The organism is Flagellimonas sp. 2504JD4-2, from assembly GCF_053642935.1.
On record NZ_JBSIOV010000001.1, the window covers coordinates 559,604 to 578,059 of the forward strand.

Here is an 18,456-nt window from a genome sequence, read left to right on the forward strand (position 1 = left end):
AAAGCAACGGATGGATGGTTTCTGCCTCTAAAGGATAAATACCATTCTCATGAAGGCATGTCTTCTTACATCGACCCTATGCTATTTAGTTCTGGCTTTGGTGTCGGGATGTAGCTCCGATGATACCACGGTCACCGAGCAAAGAGTACTTGGAACTTGGCAAGTTTCTGCTATTCACAACTCAAGTCCTACAGGTCCAACTTTAGGACCCAACACCGGCGAAATAATTTCCATTACCTTTAGAAATGATGGCGGCTTTAGTGGAACCACCTCAGCAAATACCTTTAGTGGACGGTTTTCCACAACATCAAATGCTGTCGTAATAGAGGAACTGGAAACAACTGAGGTTGCCGAAACTGTTTTTGGTCAAGCTTTTTACGAATCCTTCAATGAAAGCCGAAATTCCGATACCGGATTTTCAGAATTTGAATCCGTCTTTACGAACGGGAATTCCCTAAATCTTGAATATCAAGGGTTCAAGTTTTTAACACTTCAAAAGTAATAATCTTAACATCTATTATTGGATTATTTCCATATTTTTGGAATAAATCCAATAAATGAAACCTAAAGACCTACTTAAAGGACGTGGTGCCCAAAAAAATACGCCCAACAAGTTTCTTCAGCATGTGTATGAAATGCGGGAAGATTTTTTGGAGTTCTGCCGTTTGGAAGGAGAGGAAGCGCAGAACAACAAAACGGAGTACATCCCCATTTTTCCAAAAACGATTGTCAACAAGGTGGACAGTCCCGATGTGGGTATGATGTATTCCATGAACCCCTATCAAGGGTGTGAACATGGATGTATCTACTGCTACGCGAGAAACGCACATGAATATTGGGGCTATAGTGCTGGTTTAGATTTTGAAAGAAAGATTCTGGTGAAGAAATCAGCACCCGAACTACTCGAGAATAAAATAAAGCATAAAAATTGGAAGGCACACACCATAGTATTATCGGGCAACACGGATTGTTATCAACCCGCAGAGCAGAGGTTCAAGATTACCAGAAAATGTTTGGAAGTCTTTTTAAAGTATAGACACCCGGTTGGGATTATAACCAAAAATGCGCTCGTTTTGCGTGATTTGGATATTTTGACCGAGCTTACCTCGCACCAACTGGTCGGAGTAAATATATCCGTGACCTCGCTTTCAGAAAAAACTAGGAGAAAATTGGAACCAAGAACGGCTTCCATTCAAAAGCGGTTGAAAACCATTAGGACCCTTTCAGAAAACAAAATTCCTGTAAACGCAATGTTGGCTCCCATTATTCCCGGAATAAACAGCCATGAGCTTTTAAAACTGGCCAAGGCTGTAGCAGACAATGGGGCTAGTTCTTTTGCGATAACAGTGGTTCGTCTAAACGGCGCTATCGGTCAAATTTTTACCGATTGGATAAAGAAGGCAATGCCCGACAGAGCGGAAAAAGTGTTGCACTTGATCCAAGATTGCCATGGTGGTTCTATTAATGATAGTCGTTTTGGATTGCGAAATCGGGGAGAGGGGAATGTGGCCAAACAGATACATGATATGGCCAGATTGGCCAAACTGAAATACTTCAAGGACAGAAGTTTTCCAAAATTGAACTATGATCTTCATGAGCAATATAAAGATGGCCAAATGAAATTATTTTAAATAAATTTATGGGGATTGTCCAATCCCCGGCGTAATCTTCGTCATTAAAGCAAGAACGATGTAAAACAAGTCCACTTAGGAGGGACATAAAAAGAAAAACAATGAGCAATTTTTTGTATTTATTTAGAGGAGGTGATGAAGCTTATGCCAAATTATCACAAGAGGAAAAACAAGCCCATATGCAGGTCTGGGGGGAGTGGATGGGAGGTCTAAAAGAAAAGGGCCGACTTTTGGACGGTCTCCCATTGGGCGAGGATGGAAAAGTAGTGCGTAACCGGGGAGAATTGGTTACCAACGGTCCGTACGCGGAAGGAGCCGAAGTCGTAGGAGGATATCTTATAGTTTCGGCCAAGGATATGGATGAAGCGGTGGAGCTTTCCAAAGGATGCCCAATTTTTGATTATGATGGAAGTTTTGTTGAGGTAAGGGAGATTCTTTCCATGGATGGGCATTAAAATGACAGATTGAAACCATAAGAGGTTGTCTAAAAAGTAGTGAAATGCGTCATTCTGAATTTATTTCAGAATCTCATCAGTAGGGAAACCGATTTTTGTGAGAAACTGAAGCTAGTTCAGTTTGACGAAAATTATGAATTATAGACAGCCTCTTTTCTTTTACAATATGCCACAGACCAACCTTAATAATACTATAGACCATTTGTTCAGAAATGAATACGGGAAGATAGTTGCCGTATTGACCAATAAATTTGGGATATCAAACTTGGAGCAAATCGAGGATGCCGCCCAAGACACTTTTATTAAAGCCATGCAGGTTTGGGCATACAAATCCATTCCCGATAATCCAACAGCGTGGTTGTACAGAGTGGCAAATAATGCCCTTATCGACGTTCTTCGGCGAAATAAGAAAATGGACTTATTGAATGATCGGCAGTTGAAAGAAGAGGGGGAAGGTTCTTCAGATGACGAGCCTTCATTGAACGATTCCATTACCGACAGTCAGCTAAAAATGATTTTTGCTTGCTGCCATCCCTCCCTTTCCGAAGAATACCAGCTTATTTTAAGCCTTAAACTTATTGGGGGATTCAGCAACAAAGAACTGGCCGAAGCATTATTGAAGAAAGAAGAAACAGTTGCCAAATCTTTTACCAGGGCCAAGAAAAAATTCCGTGAGGAAGTGCAATTCCTGCAAATCCCGGTGCAAATGGGATTACAATCCAGACTGTTCATCGTACTGCGGGTAATCTATCTACTTTTTTCCGAAGGATATGCCGCCACCACAGGATCCCTCGTTTTAAAACGGGATATCTGTTATGAAGCTTTGCGTTTGGCATTGTTGCTAAGGGAGAATACATATTGCAGACATGCGAATTTGGAAGCGTTGATCGCATTGATGTGTTTTCATGCTTCTCGATTTGATGCCCGGTTGGATGAGAATGGGGAATTGGTGATTTTGGAATTTCAGGATCGGTCCAAATACAATAAAGAACTGATTAAAATTGGGGTCCATCATTTGGAAAGCTCTGGAACAGATGACAAAATACCGTCCAATTATCATTTGGAAGCGGCACGCTCATTCTATCATTGCCAAGCAGAATCCTTTCAAAAAACAGATTGGAAAAGCATTCTGTACTTATATGATGTACAATTGAAGCAGCAGTATTCACCCATGTTGGCCTTGAACAGCATCGTACCCTTTGCCAAGGTCCATGGAGCCAAAAAAGCGCTTGTGGAGCTAAAGAAATTGGAGCATAGGGCCGATTTTGGTAAAACAGGATTGTTTTATGCCATCAAAGCAGAGCTGTTATTGGAACTCGAAAATCCAGATCATGCTTCAACCTTGAAAAAAGCAATTGAATTCACGGACAATGAACTTGTTCGGAGACATTTGCAAAAGAAACTCAGCTAAACTTTGATAAAAGTGCCGTTCTTGTACATATACCACAGCAGCAAGTAGAGAATTCCAAAACCTCCTATAGATAGGATCATTTGGTAATATCCCCCGGCGTACTGCTCCAGTCCGTATAGAAGAAAACCTGCTATCTCCCGAAAATTGATGACATGGGAAAGTACGTAGGCGGTAATGGCATTCATGCCGATAACCTTTAATGGGAATGCCCATTTGCTCTTTCCTTTCACATCAATAATCCAATAAAACAAGGCCAATAGCATATAACACACCCCTGAAGAGGCCAATACAAATGTGCTGGACCAAATCTTTTTTACAATAGGATGCCAAATACCCCACACCAATCCAAGTACCAATGCGGCAACACCTGCTAACAACAGATATAATGAAACCTTCTTTCTAGGGAGGTTGGATTTGATAAGTTCACCGGCAAAAACACCGGACAATGTGGTGGCGGTAAATCCGAGTCCGCTAAGCAGCCATGTATATTGAAGGCCATCATCAAATTTCCCTAGGATCAAACGATCAAAGTACAATGCAAAATTTTGATCCGGCAAGAGCAAACTTCTCCCAAAACCTGGCACATTCGGGATGGTCAAAATCATGGCATAAGCAATAAGGCAAATCCCAAAAATGACATACAGCCATTTTCTTTTCAGATGGATGTAAGCGATACAAGAAAACAAATACCCAACCGCAATGGCCTGCAAGGTATTACTGAAAATATGGAATTGGTCAATGTCCCAAGCCAACAAATTGCCTTGCACGATCCAACCCAGAATAAAAAGAATGATAAAACGCTTTATCAGTTTTCTATAAATAGAGCCCTTACTGGTGTTTTCTTGCATCCTTTTGGATAAGGAAAAAGGAATAACAGCTCCCACCACAAACAGGAACAAAGGCATTATAATATCGTAGAAGGTAGAACCAAACCAATCTGGATGGCTAAACTGTTCCGCTAAAGATTCCGTAAATGAGGTTCCTGCTCCTTCGTTAAGATTGTAAAAAAAGTGATCGGCAAAAATAATTAGGAGCATGTCGAAACCTCTCAATGCATCGATTGAAAGTATTCTGGCTGGTTTGGTCATATGTATTGGTTTTAAGGGACCTGCAACCTTTTAAAATTGAGGTCCCTCAACGTTATTTTTGCCTAATAAAGGTTTAGGTCAATTCCCAACCTTTGCGGTAATCACGGCTTACCCATTCATTGGCTTTGTCGTAGTTGGTGATTTTCATGTTTTCACCATCCCAAAGCAATTTGCGTCTTCCTGGATACTCGTAAGGATCCCAATCGCCTACTTTTTTGCCTTTCTTCAACACTTTGTATTGATAGGCTTTCACGGCGAGGTTACCCATTAAGACCGTTTCTGTCAATGGACCTGCCTTATCAAAATTTGAAGAGGTCTCGGCTCCGTTCAAACAACCATCAACAAAGTTTGCAATATGACCACCCATGCTTCCCGGAATCCTTGGGTATTTAGGGTCTGGCGATTTGTATAGATCCATCATGTCAGATGGCAGTAAACGGGCATTTCTGGAGTACGTATCGCAAACTAAAATTCCTTTATCACCATACATAATGGTTCCGCCACTTCCATCGCCAACAATTTCACCATCTTTCAACTCGTCCGGAAGATCTGGTATAAGACCACCATCGTACCAATTCAACTGAATATCTCCATGCGTAGGATGCTCAAATTTTAGGTGGATTTTAGAAGAAGGAGGACATGAAGGACTGTAATCTGCTTCAACAAAATCTCCAACCCAAACGGTGGTGCAACTTGCTTCTGCCTCGGTAGGATAACCTAAATCCAAAACACTGAAAGGAGTTTCCATAATATGGCATCCCATATCACCTAAAGCCCCAGTTCCAAAATCCCACCAACCTCTCCATTTAAACGGTAGGTAAGCGTCGTTATAATTTCGCATGGCAGCTGGCCCCAACCATAGGTCCCAATCCAATCCTTTGGGGACCTGTTGTTTTTCCGAAGGAAGAGGAACACCTTGTGGCCATACAGGTCGGTTTGTCCAACATTCTATGGTATGCACATTCCCAATAACACCAGACTCAACCCATTCACGGGCAATTCTACTGTCATCACTGGAAGCTCCCTGATTTCCCATTTGCGTCACAATGCCATTCTCCTTGGCGACCTGTGTCATCAACCGGGCCTCATGAATATTATGGGTCAAAGGTTTTTCCACATAGGCATGCTTTTTCTCACGCATAAAAGGCAGCGCAATGGTAGCATGCGTATGATCAGGTGTGGCCACCATAACCGCATCGATATCCTTTAAATGTTTGTCATATACTTTCCGAAAGTCTTTGTACCGTTTTACATCAGGAAACGCCTCGTGGGTTTGCTTGGCTCTTCTAGCATCCACATCACAAAATGATACAAACTTCACCTTTCCCGTTGCCGCAAGACCTTTGATGACACCGCTTCCACGGCCCCCTACACCAAAGGCGCCAACATAAAGGGTGTCACTCGGAGGTACGTGATTTTTTCCAAGTACAAAACTGGGCACAATAGTAAAGGCAGCTGAGGACGCTGCAGCATTTTTCAAAAACTTTCTTCGTTGCATTTAGTTTAAATTTTTAATGGATTGAAGATACAAAAAACAACAATAGATCTTAGGGGTTGTTATGCATCCCACTCTTTATAAAATTGTTCCAAATAATCTAACATGAACTGATGTCTTTGCTCGGCCAATTTCCTGCCAGTTTCAGTGTTCATTTTGTCTTTGAGCAGGAGTAATTTTTCATAAAAATGATTAATGGTCGGAGCATTGGAGTTTTTGTATTCTTCCTTGGTCATGTTCAATTGGGGAGGAATATCAGGATTGTGTAATTCCCGATTCTTAAAACCTCCGTAATTGAAGGTCCTTGCAATTCCAATGGCACCGATGGCATCCAAACGGTCTGCATCCTGGACTACTTGAAGTTCTTTGGAATTGAATTTTTCACCTGCCTCCAAGCTGTTTTTGAAGGACATGTACTTGATAATATTGGCCACATGCTCAATAATATCATTGGCAACATTTTCACTTTGAAGAAACTGTTGGGCAACTGCAGGACCCACGGATTCATCTCCATTATGGAATTTCGGGTCAGCTACATCATGCAATAAAGAAGCTAATTCAACAATCAAAACGTCAACATCTTCACTCTGTGCTATGCGATGGGCATTGCTGAATACCCTTTGGGTATGGAACCAATCGTGACCACCTTCAGCACCTTTCAATGTTTGTTTTACAAAAGTTATGGTCTTTGCAACAATCTCTTCTTTGTTCATATACTAGATGATGTCTTTGGTGACCTCAAGCTCTACTTGTTTAATGAGGTCATCTGGATTTCCTTCATTTTTGATAGGGGGATGGACTTTGAATTTGATATAGGCTCCCAATCCCATGGGAAACTTACCATAGCGCAACATTTTCCAAGAATTGTTGATGGTAATGGGAACAACAAGGGCCGATGGAGCATGTTTCATTAGCGCCTTTAACCCGGAAGGTTTAAAGGGTTTGGGTTTGCCGTCACGACTTCGTGTCCCCTCAGGAAAAATAACCGCACTGCGATTGTATTTTTCAATATAATCTCCCAATTTTCCTATTTCAGCCAGTGCTTGGGAAGGATCTTTCCTATTGATCAAAGCTGAACCGCCATGCCTTAAATTAAATGAGACGCTGGGAATACCTTTGCCCAATTCTTTTTTACTGACAAACTTTGGATGGTGCTTTCGCATATGCCAAATAATAGGTGGAATATCGTACATGCTCTGATGGTTTGTCACAATGATCAGCGGTTTGTTTGCTGGGATGTCATGTTCGTTTTCAAATCGATATCGAACACCCAACAAGTTGGTGCAACGCATCAAAAACCAATTAAGCAAACTCACACTTCGCTTATGGGCGTCATAACCAAAAAGGTTAAGGCATATCCATTGAATGGGATGAAAAACTGCCAAAGTCAGCCCAAAACAAATAAAAAATACAAGGGTCAAAGGATATGAAAGTAACTTGAGCATGCTACATTCTTTTATATAGCCAAGTTGGTAAAATCTTTAGAATTAAGGCAATGATTCGCCATCTTTTTGTGACATAGACCCTATCTTTTTTTCTTTTGATGGCATTATAAATCTGCTTCGCAGCCTTTTTTGGAGGTGCAACCCAAAATTTTCCGTCCCCTTTGGCCATGGCCGTATCCACAAAGCCTGGTCGAACATCGGAAACGGTTATTGTCAATTTGGATTTCGCGGCTTTTTGACGAAGGCCCTCCAGATAATTGATTTGATATGCTTTGGAAGCATTGTATGATGGAGCAATGCGGCTCCCTCGTAATCCTCCCACTGAACTTATGGCAACCAGATGTCCATGGCCTTGGTTCTGGAAAAACTTGAAGGCCCATCCTACAACCTTGGAAAAAGCAATAACATTTAGGTTATTGGTCATTTGCTCAATCTGATCATTAAGGGGCTCATTAAGATCTCCTGTTCCAGACGAAAATACCAGAAGATCCAAACCGTCGAGATTTTCAACAAGGGCTTCTAGGCTCTCAATGACATTTTCTGAAGTGCAGTCAAGGGCTTTCGGAACAAAAGCGTTGGGATAATCCTTATTCAGTTGAACCAGCAGTTCCTCCCTTCTCCCAACAATTCCTGTTTGATATCCGTTTTGGGAAAGTATAATGGCAAGTTCTCTTCCAATACCGGAAGAAGCACCGATTACAATTGCTTTTTGTTCCATAGGGAGCAAAAATAAAAAACCACCCTTAAGGGTGGTCTCTAAATTTTTCTAAAGATAAAATCTAACAGAACTCGTTATAGGCTTCCATCAAATTTTCTGCAATAATTTCTGCAGGTCTTCCTTCGATATGATGTCTTTCGATCATATGGACCAATTCACCATCTTTAAATAGGGCCATACTGGGAGACGATGGAGGGAAAGGTACCATATGGTTCCTTGCCGTATTAACCGCTTCCGTGTCAACTCCTGCAAAAACAGTGGCCAAATGATCAGGCTTTTTATTGTTCTGCAAACTTAGTTTGGCAGCTGGTCTGGCGTTGGCAGCGGCGCATCCACAAACTGAATTTACCACAACCAAAGTAGTACCTTCTTGTTTCAATGCGTTTTCAACAGCTTCACTTGTATATAGTTCTTCAAACCCAGCTGAGGCCAAGTCAGCTCGCATAGGTTTAACCAATTCTTCTGGATACATAATTAAAATTTTATAAAGCATTCAAAGATAAGGCTTTTGTCGCATTTTTTTCAAAGGCCTTAACATTCCTAAAAGGTTTGTTTATTGAGCAAAGCCCTATATTTGGGCTTTAATAATTTTGAGGGATGATTAAATGGGTGGCCGCATTTTTGGGCTATTTTATATTACGGTTTCCAGGGGCTATTTTAGGGTTTCTTCTTGGAAGTCTTTTGGAGAACGTGGGAGGCTCGGGCTCAAGAGGTGGAAGTGTCTTTCAGGATTTTACCCGCCAAAGCGTTTCACCTGCCGATTTTGAACTGAACCTACTTTCCTTATGTTCTATAATCATAAAAGCTGACGGGCAAGTAAGCCAACGGGAGTTGGATTATGTTCGACAATATTTTTTGAGTACCTATGGCAAGGAAAAGGCGAATGCCATTTTCAGAACCTTCAACGATGTGGTCAAAAAAAGGGAAGTCTCTGCCCAACGAATTGCCACCTATCTCGCCCAACGAACACGGTATGAGGTTCGATTACAACTATTGCACTTTTTATTTGGAATTGCCCAAGCAGACGGACAGGTCAGCAAAGCTGAGGTAAATAAATTAAAGGAAATCGCTGGGTATTTAAGAGTTGGACGCCACGATTTTGAAAGTATCATGGCCATGTTCATCAAGTCAGCCGACAATGCCTATAAGATTTTGGAGATTGAAAAGACCGCTTCGGACGATGATGTAAAAAAGGCGTACCGAAAAATGGCCAAAAAGTATCACCCAGATAGGGTGGTAACCGAGAACGAGGCCATCAAAAAAGGAGCAGAGGAAAAGTTCAAGGAGGTGCAGAAAGCCTACGAGACCATTCAAAAAGAAAGAGGAATTTCTTAATCGATAAATCATGCAAGAATTTTGGTTTTATATCAAATTGGGGTTGGATCATGTGTTGGACTTTGGCGCTTATGATCACATCCTATTTTTATCGGCATTGGCCATACCGTTTACCTTTGTGAATTGGAAAAGAGTGGTCATTTTGGCGACAATCTTCACCATTGCCCATTGCACTTCACTGGCGCTTTCGGCATTCGAGGTGCTAACGGTCGATGTCGGATTGATTGAATTTTTGATTCCTGTCACAATCTTATTGACGGCGCTTTTCAATTTTGTATACGTCAAAAAAGAGATTCAAAGCGTTGGTATGACACTTCATGTGATTGCAACCACTTTTTTTGGATTGATCCATGGCTTCGGGTTTTCCAATTACTTTAAAATGATGATGGCAGAGGAGGATGATAAGGTTGTTCCGTTATTGGGTTTCGCAACTGGGATAGAGCTTTCCCAAGTGGCCGTAATTCTTGTGATTTTGGCGATTGCCTTTTTGGTTCAGGACGTGCTCAAGGTCAAAAGAACGATTTTTATTGCCCTTGCATCGATTTTGGTCATCGCCATTACAATACCTTTGCTCATTGCCACGTTTCCCCAATAGGGCCCTTTGTTAAATTTAGCCGAATAAGGTTGTAGGGGTCTTTGAAAGCGGGTATATTTATTCATTATCGGCTTATTTTTGATATATGGAGGACCGCAAACAAGAAAGATATGACAAAGCCTATTTGAGAATGGCTGTGGAATGGGGAAAATTGTCCCATTGTAAGCGTAAACAGGTAGGGGCCATCATAGTCAAAGACCGTATGATAATATCTGATGGGTATAACGGTACTCCGACAGGATTTGAGAACTTTTGTGAGGATGAAGAAGGGTATACCAAATGGTATGTTTTGCATGCTGAGGCCAATGCCATCTTGAAAGTGGCGGCTTCTACGCAATCTTGCGAGGGATCGACCCTGTATATCACCTTATCGCCTTGCAGAGAGTGTAGCAAATTGATACATCAGGCGGGGATAAAACGAGTGGTATATCAAAATGCGTATAAAGACGATTCCGGACTGCGTTTTTTGGAGCGTGCCGGGGTAGTTACCCATCATCTGCCAATATTGGAAGAAATGGTTTAACCTCACCATTAAGCTATGAAAAAGAAATATCAATATATATTACCTACGCTACTCGCACTCGCAGTGGCCATCGGAATTTTTATTGGAGGTAAGCTTCACTTTGATGATACTCCAGAAAAATTGTTTTCCACCAATTCCAAAAAAGACAAGCTCAATAGACTCATCGATTATATCGACTATGAATATGTCGATGACATTGATACCGATAGCATTGTGGATGTCACAGTAAACAACATCCTTGGAAAATTGGACCCACATTCAGTGTACATCCCCAAAAGTGAAATGGAAGAGGTTTCTGAAAACATGAAGGGTGATTTTGTGGGTATCGGAGTTAGCTTTTATATGTACCGGGATACGATTACGGTAATACGAACCATAAAAAATGGCCCAAGTCAAATAAGCGGAATCAAAGCCGGAGACCGAATTTTAATTGCCGATACCGATACGTTGTACGGTCGTAGAATACCCAATAATGTTGTTGTTTCCACATTGAAGGGAAAGATTGGAACCAAAGTTGACCTGAAAGTGTTCAGAAAATCTGAAAACAGGATGATGGACGTTACCGTCAGACGTGACCGCATTCCAATCAAAAGTGTTGACGCCTACTATATGTTGACCAGTGACATGGGATATATAAAAATCAATCGTTTTGCAGAATCAACATATAATGAGTTTAAGGATGCACTTAGAAAATTAAAGATACGAGGGGCCCAAAAGCTGGTTCTTGACCTCAGGGATAACCCTGGAGGTTATTTGGGAATAGCTGAAAAACTGGCTGATGAGTTTCTGGAAGATGATAAGTTGATCCTCTACACAAAAAACAAAAAAGGAAGGATAAAAAGGGCATTTGCCACAAGTAATGGGGATTTTGAGGAAAAACCCGTATACGTTTTGATCAATGAACGATCTGCTTCCGCTAGTGAGATTATTGCTGGCGCTTTGCAGGACAACGATATAGGCACAATTGTAGGGCGCCGTTCCTTTGGAAAAGGTTTGGTGCAACGGGAAATGGATTTGGGAGATGGATCTGCTGTTCGCCTTACAGTTTCGAGATACTATACTCCTACCGGACGCTCAATTCAGCGTTCCTATAAAAAAGGGCATCGCGATTACTATCAAAAATTTATGGAGCGGTACAGTAGCGGTGAGTTGATCTCGGTGGATAGTATTAAAGTGGCCGATTCGCTTAAATTTAGGACGCCCAAGGGTAAAATTGTCTATGGAGGAGGAGGAATTATCCCCGATGTTTTTGTTCCTATCGGAAGCAATGAAGAGGAAGCCATAGATAGCATGGATGACACCTATGAATTCTTCTCCCGATTCATATTTGAACATTTGGAAAAGGACCGCACACGGTACATGGAATACACCAAAAATCAATTTTTGGATGAGTATAAGGTAGATGATATTCTTTTTGATGAATTTATTCAGTTCGTACTCAACCGAAAGATACAGTTGGATTTTTACGCTTTTGAGGATAAAATAAAGGACTACCTAAAAGCCAATATTGCGGAACAATTGTTTTCTCCTAACCTTTCAGCTCAGATAAAAGGGAAGCATGACACCATGTTGAAAAAAATCAAAGACTTGGATGCAGCAGCAACCTTTGACAAATCCAAAGAAGTGGCCTTCAAGCCGGAAGATTAATTGTCTTTGAGCTTTTTGTCGATTTTCTTGGAGGTCATAAAAATCAGCAAAAGTACTACAGCGCAGAGCGAAGCCACAATTCCAATGAGTGCTATGGTGCTATCCCCCTGAAACGGGGCTTCAAAATCCACTAGCGTAACATTATAGGCAATCAGCCCCAATGCGAGGAATATGAGAATTATAATAAGTGTTCTGTTCATGGCGATTGCTATTAGTGTGCAAACATTTGGTTGACATTGGTGGCGAATAACTTGACCGCTATCGCCAACAAAATGACTCCAAAGACCTTTCTGATTACATTAAGTCCGTTCTTGCCCAAAAAGCGTTCAATCTTTGCGCTTGATTTTAGAACAAGATATACAAAGATAATGTTTACAATTATGGCAATTATGATGTTCTCCACATGATATTCTGCGCGTAGTGCTAAAATCGATGTTAAAGTTCCGGCTCCGGCAATTATTGGAAAAGCTATGGGCACAACAGATGCGCTCTCGGGCTCGTCATGTTTAAATAAGGTTACGCCAAGTACCATTTCCAGTGCTAAGAAAAAGATCACAAAAGCACCTGCCACCGCAAATGAGTTTACATCGATTCCGATGAGACCCAGAATACTTTCCCCAACAAAAAGAAAGGCCGTCATGATACAGGCCGCAACAATGGACGCCTTTTCAGACTGAATGTGTCCAACCTTGCTTCGCAAAGAAATTATGATGGGAATACTTCCCAAAATATCGATTACGGCAAAAAGTACCATGCTGGCAGTCACGATTTCCTTTATACTGAAATTCATCACCTTATAATTTGTCCGCAAATTTACGTGGAAAAAAGCCTTTTGGATTACGCACGTGGATTTATAAAACATCAATTTTTTGTTTTGGATTACTTTTGTCCAATAAATAAGTTCTGAGATGTTCCAAATTGGAAAGACCATAGTATCTGAAGATATTTTAGAGAATGATTTTGTATGCAACCTAAATGCATGCAAAGGGGCTTGTTGCGTGGACGGAGAGTACGGCGCACCTCTTGAAGATGCTGAAACCGAGATATTGGTTGATATCTATCAGGATGTCAAACCACATCTCAGGCCAGAAGGAATTTTGGCGATCGAGGAACAAGGAGCTTTTGTAAAGGGTGAGGACGGCGAATGGGAAACTCCTTTGGTCAACAAAAGCGAATGTGCCTATGTCGTTTTTTCCAAAGAGGGAATCGCTAAGTGCGGTTTGGAGGAAGCCTATAACGATGGAGCCATAAAGTGGAAAAAACCTATATCATGCCATATGTATCCCGTCAGGGTCAGGGAATACTCTGAGTTCACTGCGGTCAATTATCACCAATGGGAAATTTGTGATCCAGCCTGCAGTTTGGGAGAGGAACTAAAGGTTCCGATTTATAAGTTTGTAAAAGAGGCTTTGATAAGGAAGTTTGGGAAAACTTGGTATAAAGAATTGGAAGAAGTCGCAAAGGAAAATGCTAAACAATAGGGATGTCCAATGTGACCTTGGTTCCTGTTGGAGTTCCATCTTCTGCATATAGATCCGCAATATCCACATCAAAACTATTTTGATAATCTTTGGAAAAATTGGCCAAACGTTCTTTGGTGATTCTAATGCCTACAGATTTTCTTTTTAAGACCCTATTGGCCTTATTGACCTGGGCAGCATCCCTTCCAACACCGTTGTCTATAATCTCAATGGTAACGTGACTTTCACTTTTCTTCTTTACGTGGAGATGAATCAATTTTTCACCTTCCTTTGGTGAGAGGCCGTGCCAAAGCGAATTTTCAAGAAAAGGTTGCAATGCCAAGGAGGGTACTTTTATGTTGTCTATATTGATGTTTTCATCAACGATGATTTGGAAATCTATTTCGTTGGAAAATCGAATGTTCTCAATGTTCATGTACAGTTCAACGGTTTCCAGCTCTTCTGCAAGTGAAATCTCTTTTAACGAGGACGCTTCCAATATCTTTCGGACCAGTTTTGAGAACTTATTGAGATAGTGAACGGCATTTTTCTGCTCGTTGTTGATGATGTACAGCTTGATAGAATTCAACGAGTTGAACAAAAAATGAGGGTTCATCTGGCTTCGAAGCATATTTTGTTCAAGTGTGAGTACCCTTTTCTCATTTTTGCTCTGATACTGCCGGTAAAGAATGTACAGGATGGATGAAATCAACCCCACGATCAAGGCGCTTACCAATAACGTAGTTTGATTTTTACGAAGCCTAAGCCGTACAATTTCATTTTCCTTTGCAAGAACAGATATTTGATTGCTCTTTTTATCGGCTTCATATCTCACAATAACATCGTTCATGTACCTAAAGTTGGTGGAACTTGAGATTTCTTTACCGTACTCGTCCGCCTTCACATAATATTCATAGGCCTTTTGGTAATCGCCTCTTTCATGCTCAAGGTCGGAAAGCTTTTGATAGGCATATAGAATATTGCTGGGCAAATTGTGGCTCTGCGCCATTTCGAGACCATCCTGAATAAATTCATGGGCCTTGTTATAACTGCCCAATTTGGTATGGGCCCAGCCGGTATTGATGTACACCATGGCAGTAATAAAAAAGTCACCTATTTTCTTGGATTGTTCATGGAGAGGTTCAAGTAGGACCAAGGCAGCATAGGGCATATCTTGTTTCAGATAGATCTGCGCCAAACTGTTTTTACAAACTACGCGTCCAAAATCGGAATTGATATCCTCATTATAAGCAAGGGATTTACGATAATTTTCCAGTGCTCCTTCCAAATCGCCCTTATATTCAAGGCAGTCACCAATGTTTTGATAGTTGATGGCAAGACCCAACTTGTTCCCCAATTCCTCTTCCAGGGTCAAAGCTCTTTTAAATTGAATAATGGCAAGATCGTACTGTTCGAGGGTTTGGTACAGGTTCCCAATGCAGTTTAGGGAGACATTAATACTCCGTTTTATATGGGTGGAAGGATTTTCCACTTGTTCGGCGAGCTCAAGTGCTTTTTGATTGTAGTCCAAGGCGGTTTTAATGGCATCCGTTCTTCGGTATACAACACCCAACATATTTAATGCCCGTACCCTAAGCCCAGTATTGTTGGCTTTTTCAGCGAGTTCCAGCGCCTCTTGGTGTAGTTCTACAGCTTGTTTAAATTTTGATCGATTCCGGTACCTGGCACCCATTTGGTCTAGGGCATAGGACGCTCCTTCCAGATAATTTTCACTTTTGCAAAGGTTGGCAAAATAGCGCAGCAACGTAGTATCTCCCTTTTCAGCTTTTAGTTCCGTGTCCAAGGAGAGGTAGGTTTTGGGTTGCATTTGAACAATGCGCTGTGCTTTTTCCTTAAAAGCATGTGGAATTTCTTGGGCATAGGTTAGCCCTAGGGCCATTAAAACGCATAGAAATGACAGTATGGACCTTTGCTTAAGGGGATTTTTTTTGTTTTTTATCAATCTAATTTTGAACACTTGTATCCTAGAAAGTTACAGCATATCCAAAAAATCGGATTTCTTTTGCCTTGAGACAGGGATTTTATGGTTGGATTCCAATACAACATACCCGTCTGTTTTGAGGAATTCTTTTATCTTATTGAGATTGATGATGTACGAATTGTGAATTCTGAAAAAACTATTGTCCGGCAGCAAAGTGTTTACTTCCTTGAGCTTTTTGGTCAATAGGATTTTATGTCCGTCACTTAGATAAATAGTGCTATAATTCCCGTCTGATTCGGCATAAAGAATGTCATCACTATTTAAGAACACCAATTTGCCATCTGTATTAATGGTGATTTTTTTACTGTGGGAATCAGCATTGAAGTTCAACAGAATTTTTTCCAATTTTTCAACGGTCAAATTCTTGGCGTTGTACTTTTTTATTTTGGCGATAGTGACCTGAAGGTCATCCGTATCTATAGGCTTTAATAAATAATCGATAGCCTCGTTCTTCAAAGCCTGAAGTGCGTATTGATTATATGCCGTGGTGATGACCACCGGGAAATCCTTGTTTTTTAGATTCTTGATAAATTGAAAACCGTCCATTGCCGGCATTTCAATATCAAGGAACAGGCAATCCGGGGTATTGCGTTCCAGATAATCCAAAGCTTCATGCGCATCGGTAAATGAGGCAACAATATCCACTTCATCGCTCAGATTGGTCAATTCCCAGCTCAGACTTTGTAGTGCTTTTACCTCGTCATCTACTATAACTGCTTCTAACATCCTCTGTTTTAAATCAATTCCAAATTTAGGATTATTATATATAAGGTATTTAAAATTTTGTGTTGATGGGCACTTTATACGTATAACTGGTAAAAAATGACGGGGAATGGGATTTTTGTAAAAAAATTCTTTAGCAAACCCATTATTTTACCCCAAAAGACGGTGGATTTCAAAAAACTGGAAACCATTTATACATAAAAAAAGGCAATCCATACATGCCTGTTTAGAACCACTGATTTTGTTTTATACATTCGACTTGTCAAAATAAATGACAACCTAAACCGAACTCAAATGAGAAAATGCGTTGTGTTATTTGTGATTTTGATATTTGCCCTGATTTGTGCAGCGGTGTTGGAGAATAAGGAGTTGGAGATGCAATCAGACTGGAACGAAATGGTAACCATTCCATAGTGCGTTCCCATTAATTACGTTCATATACATTACCAATCAAATTGTACGGCCGGAGCAACCAACCTCTTGTTTTAGAAACTGCTTGCAAAATAAAATATCCGGTCAAGCCAAGATACTAAGTTTGATTTTGGGTTTCGGGGGAACTACCTGGAATTGAACCAATTTCTATCGGTTAGATTTGGAAAGGCCGTACTGTTTGGTAGTGAAGTTTGGAAAGGCTTTTAGTGTAATTTCCATAAATAGATTAAGACCAAGGGATGTAAGTTTTTATACTCCTTGGTCTTTTTTTGTGCCCTAATATTTCCAAAAAAAGTTTTCATTTCCAATAAATTTTATCAGCCCAAGTAACATGGGTTGCCAGCCTAGATTTCAACATGTTGTGTTAAAAACTTTACACTTGTTTTAGCAAAACGAACTTTACAATCTGGTTACATTTTTGAATCTTTGTTAGCCCTATTCACAAGGAAATTTTCTTTCCAAATTATAAATTTTGTAACTAATTATTATGTCAGTAGCCGTCGAGCCCATATTAGAAGAAAATGAAGATAGATTTGTAATATTTCCAATTCAACATAATGATCTTTGGGAATGGTACAAGAAATGCGAAGCTTGTTTTTGGACGGCAGAGGAAATAGATCTTCATGAGGATTTAACGGACTGGAACAATAAATTGAATGATGATGAACGGTATTTTATAAAACACATACTTGCATTCTTTGCTGCATCCGACGGTATTGTAAACGAGAATTTGGCAGAAAATTTTGTTAGTGAAGTTCAGTACCCTGAGGCCAAATTTTTCTATGGGTTTCAAATAATGATGGAGAATATTCATTCAGAAACCTATTCCTTACTGATAGATACCTATGTGAAAGATGAGAAGGAGAAAAATATTCTTTTTAAAGCTATAGAAAACTTCCCTGCAATCAAAAAGAAGGCCGATTGGGCATTAAACTGGATTGATTCTCCAAGTTTTGCAGAAAGGTTAATTGCTTTTGCCGCAGTTGAAGGGATTTTCTTTTCAGGTGCTTTTTGTTCCATATTCTGGCTAAAGAAAAGAGGTTTAATGCCTGGACTTACTTTTTCTAACGAGTTAATTTCTAGAGATGAAGGAATGCACTGTGATTATGCAGTTCATTTGCACAACAAACACCTGGTCAACAAAGTGCCTAAAGAGCGAATAACACAAATTTTGACCAACGCTCTTGATATTGAAAGAGAGTTTATTACTGAGTCACTTCCTGCAAGTCTTATTGGAATGAACTCAAAACTAATGACGCAGTACCTAGAGTTTGTAACTGATAGGTTACTTGTGGAGTTAGAATGTGAAAAAGTGTACAATGCCACTAACCCATTTGATTTCATGGATATGATTTCACTTCAGGGTAAAACCAATTTCTTTGAGAAGCGTGTATCTGAATATCAAAAAGCGGGAGTGCTGAACAAAGAAAAAGACGAAGACGCACAAAAAATCAGTTTCGACGCCGATTTTTAGATTGACCAACCTTTAAGAAAAC

Annotated in this window: 20 protein-coding genes; 10 read left to right on the plus strand and 10 right to left on the minus strand. The window is 40.4% G+C overall.

Translation table 11 applies throughout. The annotated features are described in order from the left end of the window. The first annotated feature begins 49 nt into the window (after positions 1-49). From ACULLH_RS02640 to ACULLH_RS02655, 4 genes are all read left to right on the plus strand, one after another. A complete protein-coding gene (locus ACULLH_RS02640) occupies positions 50-502 on the plus strand; it encodes an META domain-containing protein (protein ID WP_454087175.1) in 453 nt (150 codons plus the stop codon). A 55-nt stretch (positions 503-557) separates the two neighbouring features. Further along, a complete protein-coding gene (locus ACULLH_RS02645; RefSeq protein WP_454087176.1) occupies positions 558-1,631 on the plus strand; it encodes a PA0069 family radical SAM protein in 1,074 nt (357 codons plus the stop codon). 101 nt (positions 1,632-1,732) lie between these two features. After that, the gene (locus ACULLH_RS02650; protein ID WP_454087177.1) at positions 1,733-2,086 is read left to right on the plus strand and encodes a YciI family protein; all 354 of its coding nucleotides are present in this window, start codon (positions 1,733-1,735) and stop codon (positions 2,084-2,086) included. Between the two features lie 133 nt (positions 2,087-2,219). Beyond that, positions 2,220-3,497, plus strand: coding sequence for an RNA polymerase sigma factor (locus ACULLH_RS02655; protein ID WP_454087178.1), 1,278 nt, complete (start codon positions 2,220-2,222; stop codon positions 3,495-3,497). Here the strand turns inward: ACULLH_RS02655 and ACULLH_RS02660 are convergent. The 6 genes from ACULLH_RS02660 to ACULLH_RS02685 all read right to left on the minus strand — a co-directional run bounded on the left by ACULLH_RS02660 (position 3,494) and on the right by ACULLH_RS02685 (position 8,715). Then, positions 3,494-4,585 carry an acyltransferase family protein gene (locus tag ACULLH_RS02660; protein WP_454087179.1) on the minus strand — a complete coding sequence of 364 codons (1,092 nt, stop codon included), beginning with the start codon at positions 4,583-4,585 and terminating at the stop codon, positions 3,494-3,496. The two genes, ACULLH_RS02655 and ACULLH_RS02660, sit on opposite strands and share 4 nt — an antisense overlap. Before the next feature lie 73 nt (positions 4,586-4,658). Next, the gene (locus tag ACULLH_RS02665) at positions 4,659-6,083 is read right to left on the minus strand and encodes a Gfo/Idh/MocA family protein (RefSeq protein WP_454087180.1); all 1,425 of its coding nucleotides are present in this window, start codon (positions 6,081-6,083) and stop codon (positions 4,659-4,661) included. 59 nt (positions 6,084-6,142) lie between these two features. Further along, positions 6,143-6,793, minus strand: coding sequence for an HD domain-containing protein (locus ACULLH_RS02670; protein WP_454087181.1), 651 nt, complete (start codon positions 6,791-6,793; stop codon positions 6,143-6,145). 3 nt (positions 6,794-6,796) lie between these two features. Continuing rightward, positions 6,797-7,525: a lysophospholipid acyltransferase family protein gene (locus ACULLH_RS02675; protein ID WP_454087182.1), complete on the minus strand. Its 729-nt coding sequence runs from the start codon at positions 7,523-7,525 to the stop codon at positions 6,797-6,799. Between the two features lies 1 nt (position 7,526). Next, a complete protein-coding gene (locus ACULLH_RS02680; protein ID WP_454087183.1) occupies positions 7,527-8,243 on the minus strand; it encodes an SDR family NAD(P)-dependent oxidoreductase in 717 nt (238 codons plus the stop codon). 61 nt (positions 8,244-8,304) lie between these two features. Then, a complete protein-coding gene (locus tag ACULLH_RS02685) occupies positions 8,305-8,715 on the minus strand; it encodes a BrxA/BrxB family bacilliredoxin (protein ID WP_454087184.1) in 411 nt (136 codons plus the stop codon). A gap of 125 nt (positions 8,716-8,840) precedes the next feature. Here ACULLH_RS02685 and ACULLH_RS02690 point away from each other — a divergent pair, with 125 nt between their 5' ends. From ACULLH_RS02690 to ACULLH_RS02705, 4 genes are all read left to right on the plus strand, one after another. Then, positions 8,841-9,578, plus strand: coding sequence for a TerB family tellurite resistance protein (locus ACULLH_RS02690; protein WP_454087185.1), 738 nt, complete (start codon positions 8,841-8,843; stop codon positions 9,576-9,578). 10 nt (positions 9,579-9,588) lie between these two features. Beyond that, the gene (locus tag ACULLH_RS02695; protein WP_454087186.1) at positions 9,589-10,173 is read left to right on the plus strand and encodes a HupE/UreJ family protein; all 585 of its coding nucleotides are present in this window, start codon (positions 9,589-9,591) and stop codon (positions 10,171-10,173) included. Positions 10,174-10,258: 85 nt separating this feature from the next. Continuing rightward, positions 10,259-10,696 carry a deoxycytidylate deaminase gene (locus tag ACULLH_RS02700; protein WP_454087187.1) on the plus strand — a complete coding sequence of 146 codons (438 nt, stop codon included), beginning with the start codon at positions 10,259-10,261 and terminating at the stop codon, positions 10,694-10,696. A gap of 15 nt (positions 10,697-10,711) precedes the next feature. After that, positions 10,712-12,343, plus strand: a complete 1,632-nt coding sequence (locus ACULLH_RS02705; RefSeq protein ID WP_454087188.1) for a S41 family peptidase — start codon at positions 10,712-10,714, stop codon at positions 12,341-12,343. Here ACULLH_RS02705 and ACULLH_RS02710 read toward each other — a convergent pair. Beyond that, the gene (locus ACULLH_RS02710) at positions 12,340-12,543 is read right to left on the minus strand and encodes a hypothetical protein (protein WP_454087189.1); all 204 of its coding nucleotides are present in this window, start codon (positions 12,541-12,543) and stop codon (positions 12,340-12,342) included. The genes ACULLH_RS02705 and ACULLH_RS02710 overlap by 4 nt on opposite strands. Before the next feature lie 11 nt (positions 12,544-12,554). Continuing rightward, positions 12,555-13,133, minus strand: coding sequence for a MarC family protein (locus ACULLH_RS02715; RefSeq protein ID WP_454087190.1), 579 nt, complete (start codon positions 13,131-13,133; stop codon positions 12,555-12,557). A 118-nt stretch (positions 13,134-13,251) separates the two neighbouring features. Here ACULLH_RS02715 and ACULLH_RS02720 point away from each other — a divergent pair, with 118 nt between their 5' ends. Continuing rightward, positions 13,252-13,824 carry a DUF3109 family protein gene (locus ACULLH_RS02720; RefSeq protein ID WP_454087191.1) on the plus strand — a complete coding sequence of 191 codons (573 nt, stop codon included), beginning with the start codon at positions 13,252-13,254 and terminating at the stop codon, positions 13,822-13,824. On the opposite strand, the gene ACULLH_RS02725 is transcribed toward ACULLH_RS02720, so the two are convergent. Continuing rightward, positions 13,814-15,703, minus strand: a complete 1,890-nt coding sequence (locus ACULLH_RS02725; RefSeq protein WP_454087192.1) for a tetratricopeptide repeat-containing sensor histidine kinase — start codon at positions 15,701-15,703, stop codon at positions 13,814-13,816. The two genes, ACULLH_RS02720 and ACULLH_RS02725, sit on opposite strands and share 11 nt — an antisense overlap. Before the next feature lie 93 nt (positions 15,704-15,796). Next, positions 15,797-16,531 carry a LytR/AlgR family response regulator transcription factor gene (locus ACULLH_RS02730; protein ID WP_454087193.1) on the minus strand — a complete coding sequence of 245 codons (735 nt, stop codon included), beginning with the start codon at positions 16,529-16,531 and terminating at the stop codon, positions 15,797-15,799. A 916-nt stretch (positions 16,532-17,447) separates the two neighbouring features. Between ACULLH_RS02730 and ACULLH_RS02735 the strand changes: the two genes are divergently transcribed. Continuing rightward, a complete protein-coding gene (locus ACULLH_RS02735) occupies positions 17,448-18,434 on the plus strand; it encodes a ribonucleotide-diphosphate reductase subunit beta (protein ID WP_454087194.1) in 987 nt (328 codons plus the stop codon). The last annotated feature ends 22 nt before the right edge of the window (positions 18,435-18,456 follow it).

Coding starts and splice junctions, on each gene's coding strand:
- ACULLH_RS02640 (WP_454087175.1), top strand. CDS start 50: ATGAAGGCATGTCTTCTTACATCGACCCTATGCTATTTAGTTCTGGCT.
- ACULLH_RS02645 (WP_454087176.1), top strand. CDS start 558: ATGAAACCTAAAGACCTACTTAAAGGACGTGGTGCCCAAAAAAATACG.
- ACULLH_RS02650 (WP_454087177.1), top strand. CDS start 1,733: ATGAGCAATTTTTTGTATTTATTTAGAGGAGGTGATGAAGCTTATGCC.
- ACULLH_RS02655 (WP_454087178.1), top strand. CDS start 2,220: ATGAATTATAGACAGCCTCTTTTCTTTTACAATATGCCACAGACCAAC.
- ACULLH_RS02660 (WP_454087179.1), bottom strand. CDS start 4,585: ATGACCAAACCAGCCAGAATACTTTCAATCGATGCATTGAGAGGTTTC.
- ACULLH_RS02665 (WP_454087180.1), bottom strand. CDS start 6,083: ATGCAACGAAGAAAGTTTTTGAAAAATGCTGCAGCGTCCTCAGCTGCC.
- ACULLH_RS02670 (WP_454087181.1), bottom strand. CDS start 6,793: ATGAACAAAGAAGAGATTGTTGCAAAGACCATAACTTTTGTAAAACAA.
- ACULLH_RS02675 (WP_454087182.1), bottom strand. CDS start 7,525: ATGCTCAAGTTACTTTCATATCCTTTGACCCTTGTATTTTTTATTTGT.
- ACULLH_RS02680 (WP_454087183.1), bottom strand. CDS start 8,243: ATGGAACAAAAAGCAATTGTAATCGGTGCTTCTTCCGGTATTGGAAGA.
- ACULLH_RS02685 (WP_454087184.1), bottom strand. CDS start 8,715: ATGTATCCAGAAGAATTGGTTAAACCTATGCGAGCTGACTTGGCCTCA.
- ACULLH_RS02690 (WP_454087185.1), top strand. CDS start 8,841: ATGATTAAATGGGTGGCCGCATTTTTGGGCTATTTTATATTACGGTTT.
- ACULLH_RS02695 (WP_454087186.1), top strand. CDS start 9,589: ATGCAAGAATTTTGGTTTTATATCAAATTGGGGTTGGATCATGTGTTG.
- ACULLH_RS02700 (WP_454087187.1), top strand. CDS start 10,259: ATGGAGGACCGCAAACAAGAAAGATATGACAAAGCCTATTTGAGAATG.
- ACULLH_RS02705 (WP_454087188.1), top strand. CDS start 10,712: ATGAAAAAGAAATATCAATATATATTACCTACGCTACTCGCACTCGCA.
- ACULLH_RS02710 (WP_454087189.1), bottom strand. CDS start 12,543: ATGAACAGAACACTTATTATAATTCTCATATTCCTCGCATTGGGGCTG.
- ACULLH_RS02715 (WP_454087190.1), bottom strand. CDS start 13,133: ATGAATTTCAGTATAAAGGAAATCGTGACTGCCAGCATGGTACTTTTT.
- ACULLH_RS02720 (WP_454087191.1), top strand. CDS start 13,252: ATGTTCCAAATTGGAAAGACCATAGTATCTGAAGATATTTTAGAGAAT.
- ACULLH_RS02725 (WP_454087192.1), bottom strand. CDS start 15,703: ATGGCCCTAGGGCTAACCTATGCCCAAGAAATTCCACATGCTTTTAAG.
- ACULLH_RS02730 (WP_454087193.1), bottom strand. CDS start 16,531: ATGTTAGAAGCAGTTATAGTAGATGACGAGGTAAAAGCACTACAAAGT.
- ACULLH_RS02735 (WP_454087194.1), top strand. CDS start 17,448: ATGTCAGTAGCCGTCGAGCCCATATTAGAAGAAAATGAAGATAGATTT.